Here is a 12967-nt window from a genome sequence, read left to right as displayed (position 1 = left end):
CCTTAACGGCCGGTCTTGGGGGAGAAGTACTTGGAGACGAGGCGCGCGATGAGATTGAGTGCCATGACGATCAGGATGAGCACCAACGCCGCACCCCAGGCGCGGTACTCCGTGATCTGCGGCAAACACGTCAGACCGGCGGACTTGCTGCAGACGGCCGTGCCCTTGTGCCACTCGGTCACGATATAGACAGGCAGCGTCATCATGCGCCCGTTGAACGGGTCAAAGTTCAGGGAGTCGGCCACGCCCACTGCGATGAGCAGCGGGGCCGTCTCACCAATGACGCGCGCGATCGCGAGAGTGACGCCGGTCGTGATACCCGCGAATGCCGTGGGGACGACGACCTTCAGCACGGTCAGGTACTTGGGGACGCCGAGCGCGTATGACGCCTCTCGGAGCTCGTTGGGAACCAGGCGGAGCATCTCCTCCGACGAGCGAACCACGACGGGAATCATCAGCACCGACAGCGCGACCGCGCCCGTGAAAGCCGTCTTAGTACCCGGCCCGATGAGGATCGAGAAGAGCGCGTAGGCGAACAGGCCCGCGACGATCGAGGGGATGCCCGTCATGACGTCGACAAAGAAGGTCACCGCCTGCTTGAGTCGACCCTTCCCGTATTCGACCAGGTAGATCGAGGTAAGCAGGCCGATGGGAACCGAGATGAGCGCCGCGATACCCGTAATGATGACCGTGCCCCAGATGGCGTGGAGGATGCCTCCCGTCGGCGCTCCGCCGAATACCCCGCGCATCGACTGCTGCAGGAACTCGATATTGAAGACGTGCTGGCCCGCGGAATTGACCATGAAGCGATCCGCGCCCTTGGTCACCACCGTGTAGGACAGCCACACCAGGGGTATCAGCGCCAAAGCAAAGGCGATGTACACCAGGACCGACATGCCCGTGTTGACGAATTTGCGGCGGCGAGAGAGTTCGCCGAGAACGGAGCCGCGCGCGAGGGTCGTATCAGTCATCAGTTGGCTCCCGAGAACTCTGAACGCCGCGAGACAATCCAGCGGGCGAGGATGTTGACGAGCAAGGTAATGATGAACAGCGCGAGCCCCATCGCGATGAGGGCGCTGACTCCATAACTGTTCGACTCGGGGAATTGCCCGGCAATGTACGAAGCAATGGTGTTGTGCTCACCCGACTGCAGGATGTTGAAGGAGTATGACAATCCGACAGAAAGGATCATGTACACCGCCATCGTCTCGCCGAGTGCTCGCCCCAGGCCCAGCATCGTGGCACCGATGATTCCCGAGCGGCCGAACGGGAAGACCGCCATGCGGATCATTTCCCAGCGCGTGGCACCCATCGCGAGCGCGGCCTCCTCGTGCAGCTTCGGCGTCTGCAGGAACACCTCGCGAGTGATGGCCGTGATGATGGGAACAATCATGATGGCCAAGACGATCGCGGCGGAAAGCGCGACGCGACCCGTCGGCGATACGACGCCGGTCAGCGGGTCCGGTGTGAAGAGCGGGATCCAGCCGAAGTAGTGCCCAAGCCACTGGTAGAAGGGCTGCAACACGGGGATCAACACGATCGCACCCCAGAGCCCGTAAACCACCGAGGGGATCGCCGCCAACAAGTCGATGAGGTATCCCAGTCCGGCGGCAAGCCTGCGCGGAGCGTAGTGGGAAATGAAGAGGGCGATTCCGACCGACAGCGGCGTCGCAATGAGGAGCGCGATGGCGGAAATCAGGACTGTGCCGAAGACCAAGTAGCCGATGATCTGCACAAGGCTCTCGCCCTGCTCCGGCCGGATCCAGTCGACCTTGCTGGCCAGAAAGGTGCCGCCCTCGGTCAACGCTGGCCAGGCTTCCGTGATGAGGAAGGTAGCGACTGCGGCGAGCAAGATCAGGATCAGTGAGGCTGCGAAGCCCGTAAGCCCCGTGAAAGCCGTATTTGCGAAGGAACTGCCGTGCGTCGTCAGCGGGGCCTCTTGAGTCTCCCGCTTGTCTGTAATCGTCACGCTTGGTCTCCGTCGGGCTCAAAGGAAGGACGGTGGTGGACTCATCCTTGCGGACGAGCCCACCACCGTCCAATCGGCTTGACTAAACGCCGCTCGCCGTGGCGATTCCCTTGAGGATCGTCTCGATCTTCGCCGACAGGTCAGCGGAGATCGGCGCCGAGCCAGCGGTGGCCGCAGCGGCGGCCTGACCGTCAGCGGATGCGACGTACTCGAGGAAGCCCGTCACGTTCGCGGCAACCGTCTTGTCCGAGTACTTCTGGCAGACGATGACGTACGACGAGAGCATGACCGGGTAGGCACCCGCGGCCGTCGTGGTGCGGTCGAGGTTGTAAGCGAGGTCGTTGGGACCGTTCTGACCGGCTGGCTTGGACGAGGACAGCGCGATTGCGGCGCCCTTTGCCGACGGAGCGTTGAACGTGTCGCCAACCTTGACCGAGACCTTGCCAAGCGAGCCCACCTGCGACTCGTCGGCGTAGCCGATCGTGCCCTTGGTGCTCGTGATGATCTGGATCACGCCCGACGTGCCCTGTCCGGACTCGCCGAGGTTGTTCGCCCAGGTACCCGAGGCCTTGTAGGGCCAAGCGCCGGCCGAGGCCTTCTCGAGGTAGTCGGTGAAGTTCTTCGTGGTGCCCGACTCGTCAGAGCGGTGAACGATCGTGATGGCGGAATCCGGAAGCGTCACACCGGAGTTCGTGGCCGCGATCGCGGGGTCGTTCCACTTGGTGATCTTGCCGTCGAAGATGTTGGCGATCGTGGCGGCGTCCATGTTGAGCGAGGTCACGCCGTCGAGGTTGAACGTCACAGCGATGGGCGAGACGTAGACGGGCAGGTTGATGGCGCCGTCAGGACCGCAAGTGGTCTGAGCGGTCTTGTACTCGTCTGCGGACAGCGCGGCATCGGACCCGGCCCAGGCGATGGAACCATCGAGGAACTGGGTGCGACCGCCGCCGGAACCGACCGGGTCGTAGTTGATGGTGAGGCCGGGGTTGGCGGCCTGGAACTTGGCGCGCCAGGTCTCCATGGCTACCTGCTGGGTCGAGGCGCCGGCGCCGCTAAGCGTGCCTGACAGCGTCATCGTCGCGGCGGAGGTTGCGGGGGCGGACGCGGCCGATGAGGCCGTCGAGGTCTTGGTGGCCTCGTTCGAGGCCGAACAGGCGGAGAGCAGCAGCGTGAGCGCGGCCGCGGAAGCGACGGCACCCGAGCGAAGTGCGATGTTCACAGAATGTCCTTACGTGTTGACACATCCCGACGTTTGCCGGTCGAGTCTCACGTTAAGGACGCAAGGTAACGAGGCTGACGGCGTGGAGTGAACGAGTGGTAAACGTTCGGTGAACGCACATCACGGTTGCGCAACGCCAGACGGTCACGGTTCAAACGTGTAGCCGACGCCTCGCACGGTTTGCACGAATCGCGGGTTTCCCGGCTCCTCTTCGATTCTGCTCCTGAGCCGTTTGATGTGCACGTCGAGCGTCTTCGTGTCCCCGTAGTAGTCGGCGCCCCAGACCCTGTCGATGATGATTTGGCGGGTCAGCACGCGTCCGGCATTGGACGCGAGGAGATGCAGGAGCGCGAACTCCTTGGGCGGGAAGGGCTGAGCCACTCCCTCGCGCGTGACGGTGAGGCGCTCGGGATCGAGAGTGAAGCCCGAGACGCTGAGGCGGATGGGCTCGTCGGGAATGTCGCTCAGCCCAGCCGCGGCTCTGCGCAAGACGTTGCGAACGCGCGCGACGAGTTCCCTGCCGCTAAACGGCTTGGTGACGTAGTCGTCGGCGCCCAACTCCAGTCCGATGATCTTGTCGATCTGATCGTCGCGCGCGGTGACCATGATGATCGGCACCTTCGACCGCCCGCGGATCACGCGGAAGACATCGGTGCCCGAAACCTCGGGGAGCATCAGATCGAGCAGGATCACATCGGCGCCGTCGCGCTCGAACGCCTCGATCCCTTGCTTGCCGGTGGCAGCAAGCGTGACGCGAAAGCCCTCGCGTTCGAAGATGAACCGCAACGAATCGCGGTAGCTCTCCTCGTCTTCGACGATAAGAACGTGGTCATTCATTCGGACTCCTCGAAACGTTGCAAGGACAAAGTGAACGTTGATCCGACGGAGGGTTGCGACCAAACGGTCACGGCGCCGCCGTGCTGGAGGGCGACGTGCTTGACGATACTCAGACCTAGACCCGTGCCGCCGGTGTCACGCGCCCGCGCGGGGTCCGCGCGGTAAAAGCGCTCGAAAATGCGCTCTTGGTCCTGCGCGTCGATGCCGATTCCCTGGTCGAGCACAGCAATCGACACGATGTCGTCCTTGCACGTGACCGACGCCGTCACGCGGGCGCCGGGGTCAGAATACGAGACCGCGTTGTCGACGAGGTTGCGCACGGCCATCACCAAGAGGTCTCGGTCGCCTAGCACGTGGGGCCTTTCCCGCAAATCGGCCACGAGCGAAATGCGCTTGGCCTCCGCGGCCAAAGCCGCACCCTCGAACGCCTCGTGGACCACCCCGGCGACATCGACCTGGTCGTGGTCGAGCACCGATTCACCACCCTGAAGACGTGAAATCTGAATGATCTCCTGAATCAGTTTGGTCAGGCGTCGCGCTTCCCTGCGCATTTTGACGGCGAATTCGCGCACCATCACGGGGTCATCCGAGGCGCTCTCAATCGTCTCGGCCAGCAGCGATAGGGCGCCGATGGGCGTCTTCAGTTCGTGGGATACGTTCACCGCGAACTCGCGCCTGGTCGCCTCGGCGGCCCGCTGCTCGGTGTTGTCGTTGGCGACAGCGAACACGAGCTCGTCGTCGATCGGCGTGAGTCGCACATGGACGATCGACACCGAGCCGAGAACCCCGCGCCGCACCTCCACGTCCTCCTCGACTACCTCGCCGGTCGCCCATGCCTTCTCGGCAAGGTCGGCGACCGCCTCGTGCAGCGCCCCATCGGGGCGGGCCAGGCCGAGGGCCGCGGCCGTGTGGTTGGAATATCCGGCTCGCCTGTCGCGCCGCACCACGATCGCGCCGGACTGAAGCGCGGCGACGATCTGCCGGGTGCGGTGAGGCACCAGCATCCTTGCGACGACTTCCTTCTTGGCGCGGCGCCTGAGTGCGAGCGCCCCCACGATCACGCCTAGGCCGAACGCGAGAGACGCAACGAGCCACGCCAGCGGTGTCATGGCGCCACCATAGCGACGTTGTGGCGGCTTTACCGAATGTTCACCGAGGTCACCGATTGTTCGCCAGCTCCGGAGCGTTCCTCAAGGCTCTCGAGCCGCGTCAGGCTTTGCTGGAGTGCCGTCTCGGCGCTCGGACACCCATCGACTCCTGGACGACCTGCGAATCGTCCGAGCTCGCAGAGCGCCTCCATTTCTTCGCGATGATATGCCGTCGGAGTCCCGGTCGAAGCCCCGAGGGTCCTGAATGACGCCGATTTCGGGTGTTAACGTCAATTCCGAATGTCACAAGGCAGGGGGCGACAGGAGCAGGCGATGACTTCCCACCCCCATCACGGCATCGGTGCAGTTCGACCCGAGGGGTGGGTCTACGCCCGCGCGCCCATGATCATCTACTGGGAGGTCACCACCGCCTGCGGGCTAGCCTGCCAGCACTGCAGGGCGACAGCCATGCCGGACCCAGGGCCCGGCGAACTCAGCACTGCGCAAGCGTTGACAGTCCTGGACTCGATCGCCGGATTCGGCTCGCCGTTGCCGCACATCGTCTTCACCGGCGGCGACCCGCTTCGCCGCGGCGACCTAGACGTGCTCATAGCCGAGGCCGGCAATCGAGGGATCGGGGTGTCGCTCGCGCCAGCCGTGACCCCACTCCTCACCCGCGCGCGTCTTGCCGAGGTTCGTGACGCCGGGGTGCAGGCGATCTCACTGAGCCTCGACGGCTCCGACGCCGTGCACCACGACGGCGTCCGCGGGGTCTCGGGCACTTTCGATGCGACCATCCAGGCACTGGAGGATGCGGCGGAGCTCGGCATCCCGGTCCAGGTCAACACCCTCGTCGCCGCCCAGACCGTCGACGACCTGCCCGCCGTCTACGAGCTGCTGCGCCATCACACGCTGAATCGCTGGAGCTTGTTCTTCCTCATTTCGGTGGGCCGGGGCACACAGCTCGAGGAGCTCAGCGCGGGAGCGGCCGAACGCGTCATGCACTGGCTGCAGAAGCTGAACGTCGACTCGCCCTTCCAGGTCAAGACCGTCGAAGCGATGCAGCACCGCCGCGTCGCAGTGCAACAAATGAGGCGTGAGGGCCTGAGCGAGGAGCAGATCGAGGCCAGCCCGATCGGCCGCGGCTTCGGCATCCGCGACGGCAACGGGATCGTCTTCATCGCGCACGACGGCGTCGTGCAGCCCTCTGGCTTCATGCCGCTTCCCCTCGGCACCGTTCCGGCGGACAACATCGTGGAGATCTACCGTCACCACCCCGACTTGGTCGCCCTGCGAGACGTCACCCAGTTCAAGGACCGATGCGGCCGCTGCTCCTACGCACGTTGGTGCGGCGGTTCACGGGCGCGCGCCCTTGCCTGGACGGGTGACCCCCTCGAGTCCGACCCCCTGTGTCCGTATGTGCCACGCGACGAAGACCGTACCGACGCGATGTCCGTGGCGAGCGGCGCGTAATGGCGGCACCGGTCGTCGTCGTTGGCGGCGGCGTCACCGGGCTCGGCGCAGCATGGGAGTTGACGAATGCTGGGCACCGCGTGCTCCTCGTCGAGGCCTCCGATCGTTTTGGGGGGAAGGTGCACTCGGAGATGGTCGACGGGTTCCTCGTCGAGCACGGCCCTGACTCGTTCGTCAACTACCGGCCCGCTGCGGTGCAGATGGCGGCGGACCTGGGCATGGCGGACGACGTCGTCCCCGCTGTGCCTCCTCGCCTCGTGCACCTGCGCGTGCACGGCCGCATGGAACCCATCCCCGCCGGAATGGGAATGGTCTTGCCCACCCGGCTCATCCCGTTCGCCAGGACTCGAGTCCTCAGTTGGCCGCAAAAACTGCGCGCGACCTTGGACCTCGTCCTGCCGCGAGTGCTCGGTCCTGAGGACATGTCGATCGGGGCCTTGCTGCGGCGCAGGCTCGGAAACGGAGTGGTCGCTCGCTTCGCCGACCCGCTCGTCGGTGGGATCTATGGGGCGACGGTCGACGAACTGAGCGTCGACGCCGTCCTACCAGTGCTGCGAACCCATGAGGCACAGCGGCGCAGTCTGATCGTCGCATCCTTGGCGCAGGGCAGGTCAGCCCCGCGGCCCGCCTCCCCCGACGCCTCACCCTTTCGGTCGATGGCGGCGGGCATGGGCTCGCTGGTGGATGGCCTCGTCAAGGGCCTCCGGGAGCGGAACGTCGACCTGCGAACGGGCGCGCGCGTCGTGGGGCTGGAGGTGGCCGGGACCGCTGCTGTCGTCACTCTCGCCGACGGCACCCGCCACGAAGCCGCTGCGGTGGTGCTCGCTGGCGGGGGCGGATGCTCCGCGGCGCTGCTCGACGGCGTCGCGCCCGCGGCGGCGGCGGCCCTGCGCGCCATCCCGCACGGTTCGACGGCGACCGTCCACCTCGGCTTTAACGCCGATGACTTCGACACGCCACCTGTCGGCCATGGCTACCTCGAGGCAGGTCCCGAGCCTGCGCCGATCACCGGCATCACCATCTCTTCCAACAAGTGGCAGGGACGTGCGCCCGAGGGGACGGTCCTCATCCGTGCGTTCGTCCCTGGCAGGGTTGGCGCCGCGTCGCTTCTTCCCGACGATGCGCTGCTCGACACCGTGAGCGCTTACGTCTCGAAAGTGCTCGGGGCACACTCCGCGCCGTTCCTGCGGCACCTGGTCCGCTGGCAAGATGCGATGCCCACCTACACCGTTGGCCATCTGGACCGGGTGCGCGCCGTCGCGGAGGCGCTTGCCGGCACACCTCAGTTGCGCGTCGCCGGTTCGGCGCTGCACGGGGTGGGCGTACCCGACTGTCTGGCCGACGGCAGAAAGGTCGGCGGCGAGCTAGCCGCTCTCCTTATTGCCCGAACCGCAACCCCCTGAGGAGCTCATCTCATGTCCGCTAGCCAACGTCCGATGACCGCAGGCGAGACCCGCGATTCCGGTGCTCGAGGTGCTGCAGTGAGCGGCGGGTATGACGCCCTACTTCTCGCCTCCTTCGGTGGACCGGAGGGACCGGACGAGATCATGCCGTTCCTGGAGCGGGTGACCGCCGGGAGGGGCATCCCGCACGACCGGCTCGAGGCGGTTCATCAGCACTACCTGCGCATGGGTGGCCGCAGCCCGATCAACGATCAGAACCGAAACCTGCTTGCCGCCCTGCGCGCCGAGCTCAACCGACGCGGCGTGACGATTCCCCTCGTGTTGGGCAACCGCAACTCGCCGCCGTTCATCGATGAGGCGTTGCGCGAACTCGACACGGCCGGCTGCCGGCGTGTGCTGGCGTTCGCCACCAGCCAGTACTCCTCCTACTCCTCCTGCCGGCAGTACCGCGAGGACCTCGCCGAGGCGCTAAGCAGCACGGGGATCGGGGACCGGATGCAGGTGGCCAAGGTGCGACCCGCCTTCGACCGGGCCGAATTCGTCCAGACGACGGTCTCGCTGCTCGCCGCAGCGGTGTCCGGCAGCGAACGCGAGGGCCTGCGGGTGCTGTTCACTACACACTCCATCCCCTTGGCCGACGCGACTGCCTCCGGACCAGCCGCGGAGCCGGGCGAGGTGGACCTCTACTCGGCGCAGCACCGTGAGGTGGCGAACGCCGTCATCGCCGGGGTTGCCGCTGTTACCGGCGAGGAGCCGTTGCCGTGGCGCCTGGTCTACCAGTCCCGCTCCGGCTCGCCGCGTGTGCGGTGGCTCGAGCCGGACATCAACGACGCCCTGCGCGAGGAAGCACTGGACGGGACCCTGACCGCGGTGGTGGTGCCCATCGGGTTCGTCTCGGACCACATCGAGGTGCTCTGGGACCTGGACACCGATGCCGCCCGCACCGCGAGCGAGCTGGGCATCAACCTGGTTCGGGTGCCGACCGTGGGGACCCACCCGACGTTCGTCGCCGGACTTGCCGACCTCGTGCAGGCGCATCTGGCCGCGGGCCGTGACCTGGCCGCCGGCACGCGCTGGGCGGAGTTCTGCGCGGCGGGATGCTGTGGCGGCGCCCATGCCCAGCTTCCGACGGTGCCAGCGGTGAGCGCGTAGGCGTGGCAACGCGCGGGGCCTGCCAGACCGACAGGTCAGGGCAAGGCGTGAACCGCCACGGTGGTAACCCGCGAGGACGCGCCGCGGAAGCGCAAGCCGCCGGGCGGAGTGGCCTTCGCCGACTGTGCACGGAGGCCACCGATTGTTCACGGTCAAGTCCATTTGCGTGGTGTAGGGCGTTTGCCGTGTGATTCTTGGATTTGTTAGGCGCTGAGGGCGCCGAGTTCGGTGGTCGGTTCCTCTCTTTCGGTGGTGACGAGGGTGAGGCGGGAGCGGCCCAGGACGTCGAGGCCGAGGTAGCGGCGGCCTTCGATCCATTCGTCGTGTTGTTCGGCCAGAACCGCGCCGACGAGGCGGATCAGGGAGGCGCGGTCGGGGAAGATGCCGACGACGTCGGTGCGGCGGCGGATGTCACGGTTGAGGCGTTCTTGAGGGTTGTTGGACCAGAATTGTCGCCACAGTTCCTTCGGGAAGTCGGTGAACGCGAGCACGTCCGTGCGGGCGCCTTCGAGGTGGGTGGCGACGGGGGGAGTTTGTCTTCGAAAGCGTGCAAGACCCGGTCGAACTGGGCGTGCACGGATGTGGCGTCGGGCTGGTCGTAGACGGAGTGGAGCAGGGTCTTCACCCATGGCCAACCGGACTTCGGGGTCACGGACATCAGGTTCGCGTCGGGTTGCGTCCAACACCGGGCCTTACACCACGCTATTGGACGCAACCTTCGACTTTCCGCGTGATGCCTGGGATGGCCTTGATCCCGGTTGGTGGACACGGGGTGATGCTGCTTGTTGAACGGCCGCGGTCTGGTTGCATTGTTGCATTTCGAACGTGACGGGGCTGATCTGGCCGAGGGTGGAGTGGCCCCGACGCCGGTTGTAGCGGTCCTCAATCCAGGCCCCGACGGCGAGTTTCGCGCTCTTCTTCGTGAGCCAGACCCTGCGGTAGTAGAACTCGGTCTTCAGGGTTGCGAAGAACGACTCTGAAGCGTCCTAGGTTTGATGCCGCATCCTTTTGAGTTGAAAGGATGTATGTCATGCCAAAGAAGATCGATCCTGCCCTCCGTGACCGTGCGGTGCGGCTGGTGCGTGAGCACCGCTCGGAGTATCCCTCGTTGACGGCCGCGTCGGCGGCAGTGGCCCGCCAGGTTGGGGTGGGCCACGAGTCCGTGCGGCGGTGGGTGCTGCAAGCCGATATTGATGACGGCTCTCGGGAGGGGGTTACGTCCGCTGAGCACGCGGAGATCAAGCGTCTGAAGTCGGAGAACAGCCGGCTGCGCGAAGACGTTGCGATTCTACGGGCGGCGACAACTTTCTTCGCGGGGGAGCTCGACCCCCGCAATCGATGATCATGGGTTTCATCGACACGATGAGAGCCGAGGGGCACGCGGTCGAGTCGACTTGCAGGGTTCTGCGTGAGCAGGGCTGCCAGGTCGCCGCGCGCACCTATCGTGCGTGGAGAGGAGGCCACGTCGCGGTCCGCACGGTCACAGACGCGCATGTCGTCGACGCGGTCCGTGACACCGCGTGGACGCACGTGCCCACACCCGATGGTTCCCTGCGCCGCAAGATGACTCCCGAGGGGTTGTACGGGCGGCGGAAGATGACCGCGTTGATCCGCCGCACCACGATCCCTGGTGCATCCACAGGCGCGGTCGACCGGGCCATGCGTGTCCTCGGACTGTCGGGCGTGCGCCGCGATAAGGGCGTGCGCACCACGATCCCCGCGAAGGACGGGGTCCGTGCCGGGGATCTGCTGAATCGGGATTTCACCGCGCCGCAGCCGGATCACACCTGGGTGATGGACTTCACCTACTGCCGCACCTGGGCCGGGTGGGTTTACGTCGCGTTCATCGTGGACGTGTTCTCTCAGCGCATCGTCGCGTGGCATGCGCAGACCACCAAGCACGTCGACCTGGTGATGATCCCCCTGCGGATGGGCCTCTGGGAACGCGGCCGCCAAGGCCACCCGATCCTCCCGCAGCAGCTCCGAGCACATTCGGACGCCGGGTCTCAATATGTCTCGTTGGCCTACACCGACAAGCTCGCCCTCGACGGCATCGCGCCCTCGATCGGGTCCGTCGGCGACGCGTACGATAACGCGCTGATGGAGACGATCAACGGGCTCTACAAGGCCGAGTGCATCCGCACGACCGTGTTCCACGAGGGCCCGTATCGGACGATCGCGGACGTCGAGTTCGCGACCGCCGGCTGGGTCGATTGGTACAACACTCGTAGGCTTCACTCAAGCCTCGGCTACGTTCCACCGGCCGAGTTCGAGCAAGCTCACTACGCGACCCTCAACCGAGAGCCGCAACCCGCATAGGAGCGGCAGAGAACCTGGGGCGCTTCACTCTCACAAGCCGCACGGAACGCTCCCTGAGCTCCTGCGGATACTTCCTTAGGTAGCGGCAAGGCCCCCATCCTTTCGGGGAAGCAGACCCTCCACTAAACCCGGGATGCTTCTATGTCTTGTCAAGCAGTTGTGGCAGTCTGGGCGAGCAGTCGATAGATTTGGCGGGCGATGTAGCGCTTGAGGCTGCGGCGGATTTCTTTCGTGGTGCGGCCCTCGGCGCGACGGCGGTCGACGTAAGCGCGAGTCGCTGGGTGGTGCGCCATGCGGGTGAGCGCGATCGATGAGAGTGCACGGTTCAAGCGGCGGTCGCCACCGCGGTTGAGTCGATGCCGGGTGGTGTTCCCGGATGACGCGGGAACGGGACTCGATCCGCTGAGAGCGGCGAAAGCGGCTTCTGACCGCACTCGCCCAGCGTGTGACCATGCCGCGATGATGACGGCGGCATTGACCGGCCCGATTCCGGGCTCATCGAGTAGGTGCACCCCGTCGCTGGCCTGAACCAGCGAGGTCATTTCGTCGCGATTGGCGGCAAGCTCATCGTCACTGTCGCGAACACGGCGCGCCAGGCGAATCGCTTCCTTGCGCGCGGTCGCGGTCGCAATGTTTTCGCTTCGCGACCGCCAGGCAGCGATCTGAACTATTTGGGCCTTGGATAGTGGGCGGCGTGCGTCGATGCCGAGATCGACGGTGCGAAGGAGTGCGGTTAGCGCGTTGATCTCGCGCGTGCGCTCCGCGTTCACCAGATCGCGAGCTGTGACGAGCACGCGCAATGCCGCACGGATCCCGGAGTCCTCGCGCGGTTCCCGCAGTTGGGTGGTGTCGGCCGACAGCACGGAGCAGGCGATCAGTTCCGCGTCCAACTCGTCGCTCTTGCCCCGACCGCAGCGAAGGCGACGGGCGGTCGGGAAGGGTTCCACAACACGGTAGCTGGCCTGCGCGCAGCAGCGAGCCAGGCCGGCGCCGTAGGACCCAATGCCCTCGATTACGACCAGCACATCGGCGAGCCCGCCGGTGCGTTTGGCGATCCACGAGACCGCACGTTTCAGTCCAGCCGCGGTCGTGGGGAATGTGGTCGCGGTCTCCAACGCGCCGTTCGCGGCGTTGACGACCGCGACGGTATGCGTGCGCGAGTGGGTGTCCGCACCAACGACATAGGTGTAGGTGTTTGCGACGATGGTCATGGTGACGGTGATCCTTTCCTTTGGGTGACGTCGCCGAAGGTCGGCGTCGACCCGGGTGAAGGTCACTCCGAGGCAGTCCTGTAACGGGCCACAACCGGGAACGGTCGGGCAGGCTTCTTATCAGGCCCGCAGTGGGCCGGGTCGGCGTCGGCCCCCTGCTCGAACGGACAGATCCCGGGCAGAGCACTCCGCAACGCGGAGGCCAGGCGATTCACGAGTCACGATCGAGCAGGAGCGCCAACACCAACCCTGCCAGCCAGCCCCAGGCCAGCCAAGGAAAGACTTACAGGCGATTC

10 protein-coding genes, 2 pseudogenes and 1 other annotated feature are annotated in these 12967 nt (G+C 65.8%); of the genes and pseudogenes, 4 read left to right on the top strand and 8 right to left on the bottom strand.

Annotation, left to right across the window (positions count from 1 at the left end):
- Positions 1–2: 2 nt before the first annotated feature.
- The 5 genes from pstA to BKA03_RS03165 form a co-directional block, all read right to left on the bottom strand.
- The gene (gene pstA / locus BKA03_RS03185) at positions 3–971 is read right to left on the bottom strand and encodes a phosphate ABC transporter permease PstA (RefSeq protein ID WP_062074678.1); all 969 of its coding nucleotides are present in this window, start codon (positions 969–971) and stop codon (positions 3–5) included.
- The gene (pstC, locus tag BKA03_RS03180; RefSeq protein WP_062074706.1) at positions 971–1930 is read right to left on the bottom strand and encodes a phosphate ABC transporter permease subunit PstC; all 960 of its coding nucleotides are present in this window, start codon (positions 1928–1930) and stop codon (positions 971–973) included. The genes pstA and pstC overlap by 1 nt, the downstream gene beginning before the upstream one ends.
- A gap of 121 nt (positions 1931–2051) precedes the next feature.
- Positions 2052–3188: a phosphate ABC transporter substrate-binding protein PstS gene (gene pstS / locus BKA03_RS03175; RefSeq protein WP_062074679.1), complete on the bottom strand. Its 1137-nt coding sequence runs from the start codon at positions 3186–3188 to the stop codon at positions 2052–2054.
- Positions 3189–3332: 144 nt separating this feature from the next.
- Positions 3333–4025 (bottom strand): response regulator transcription factor, encoded by a 693-nt coding sequence (locus BKA03_RS03170; RefSeq protein ID WP_062074680.1) that lies wholly within the window; start codon positions 4023–4025, stop codon positions 3333–3335.
- Positions 4022–5134 carry a sensor histidine kinase gene (locus BKA03_RS03165; RefSeq protein WP_062074681.1) on the bottom strand — a complete coding sequence of 371 codons (1113 nt, stop codon included), beginning with the start codon at positions 5132–5134 and terminating at the stop codon, positions 4022–4024. Before BKA03_RS03165 ends, BKA03_RS03170 begins: the two co-directional genes overlap by 4 nt.
- Before the next feature lie 312 nt (positions 5135–5446).
- On the opposite strand from BKA03_RS03165, the gene BKA03_RS03160 reads away from it, so the two are divergent.
- The 3 genes from BKA03_RS03160 to BKA03_RS03150 are packed head-to-tail and all read left to right on the top strand — an operon-like array spanning position 5447 to position 9141.
- Positions 5447–6586 carry a TIGR04053 family radical SAM/SPASM domain-containing protein gene (locus BKA03_RS03160; RefSeq protein ID WP_062074682.1) on the top strand — a complete coding sequence of 380 codons (1140 nt, stop codon included), beginning with the start codon at positions 5447–5449 and terminating at the stop codon, positions 6584–6586.
- Positions 6586–7989, top strand: coding sequence for a protoporphyrinogen oxidase (gene hemG / locus BKA03_RS03155; RefSeq protein ID WP_062074683.1), 1404 nt, complete (start codon positions 6586–6588; stop codon positions 7987–7989). Before BKA03_RS03160 ends, hemG begins: the two co-directional genes overlap by 1 nt.
- 33 nt (positions 7990–8022) lie before the next feature.
- The gene (locus BKA03_RS03150) at positions 8023–9141 is read left to right on the top strand and encodes a ferrochelatase (RefSeq protein WP_062074684.1); all 1119 of its coding nucleotides are present in this window, start codon (positions 8023–8025) and stop codon (positions 9139–9141) included.
- A 203-nt stretch (positions 9142–9344) separates the two neighbouring features.
- On the opposite strand, the pseudogene BKA03_RS03145 reads toward BKA03_RS03150, so the two are convergent.
- Together BKA03_RS03145 and BKA03_RS15800 are read right to left on the bottom strand one after the other, a co-directional pair.
- Positions 9345–9829, bottom strand: a pseudogene (locus BKA03_RS03145) (transposase); the annotation flags it as partial.
- Positions 9830–9833: 4 nt separating this feature from the next.
- A pseudogene (locus tag BKA03_RS15800) lies at positions 9834–10109 on the bottom strand (IS3 family transposase); the annotation flags it as partial.
- Positions 10110–10171: 62 nt separating this feature from the next.
- Here BKA03_RS15800 and BKA03_RS03135 point away from each other — a divergent pair.
- Positions 10172–11460, top strand: a protein-coding gene (locus BKA03_RS03135; protein WP_152649667.1) for an IS3 family transposase whose coding sequence is annotated in 2 segments (ribosomal slippage) — positions 10172–10445 and positions 10445–11460 — 1290 coding nt in all. Because the reading frame shifts where the segments join, the coding sequence is not laid out codon by codon here.
- Positions 10444–10575: a sequence feature (AL1L pseudoknot), on the top strand. Its footprint overlaps the gene before it by 132 nt.
- A 149-nt stretch (positions 11461–11609) precedes the next feature.
- Here the strand turns inward: BKA03_RS03135 and BKA03_RS03130 are convergent.
- Positions 11610–12671 (bottom strand): IS110 family RNA-guided transposase, encoded by a 1062-nt coding sequence (locus tag BKA03_RS03130; protein ID WP_062076310.1) that lies wholly within the window; start codon positions 12669–12671, stop codon positions 11610–11612.
- Between the last annotated feature and the right edge of the window lie 296 nt (positions 12672–12967).

The organism is Demequina lutea, from assembly GCF_013409005.1.
Classification (GTDB): domain Bacteria; phylum Actinomycetota; class Actinomycetes; order Actinomycetales; family Demequinaceae; genus Demequina; species Demequina lutea.
Note: the sequence above shows the minus strand (reverse complement) of the source record. Positions and strands in the feature narration are given on the sequence as shown.

Excerpts from the sequence above, each read along its gene's own strand:
- BKA03_RS03170 (WP_062074680.1), bottom strand. The coding sequence starts at position 4,025 with ATGAATGACCACGTTCTTATCGTCGAAGACGAGGAGAGCTACCGCGAT.
- BKA03_RS03150 (WP_062074684.1), top strand. The coding sequence starts at position 8,023 with ATGACCGCAGGCGAGACCCGCGATTCCGGTGCTCGAGGTGCTGCAGTG.
- pstA (WP_062074678.1), bottom strand. The coding sequence starts at position 971 with ATGACTGATACGACCCTCGCGCGCGGCTCCGTTCTCGGCGAACTCTCT.
- BKA03_RS03165 (WP_062074681.1), bottom strand. The coding sequence starts at position 5,134 with ATGACACCGCTGGCGTGGCTCGTTGCGTCTCTCGCGTTCGGCCTAGGC.
- hemG (WP_062074683.1), top strand. The coding sequence starts at position 6,586 with ATGGCGGCACCGGTCGTCGTCGTTGGCGGCGGCGTCACCGGGCTCGGC.
- BKA03_RS03130 (WP_062076310.1), bottom strand. The coding sequence starts at position 12,671 with ATGACCATCGTCGCAAACACCTACACCTATGTCGTTGGTGCGGACACC.
- BKA03_RS03160 (WP_062074682.1), top strand. The coding sequence starts at position 5,447 with ATGACTTCCCACCCCCATCACGGCATCGGTGCAGTTCGACCCGAGGGG.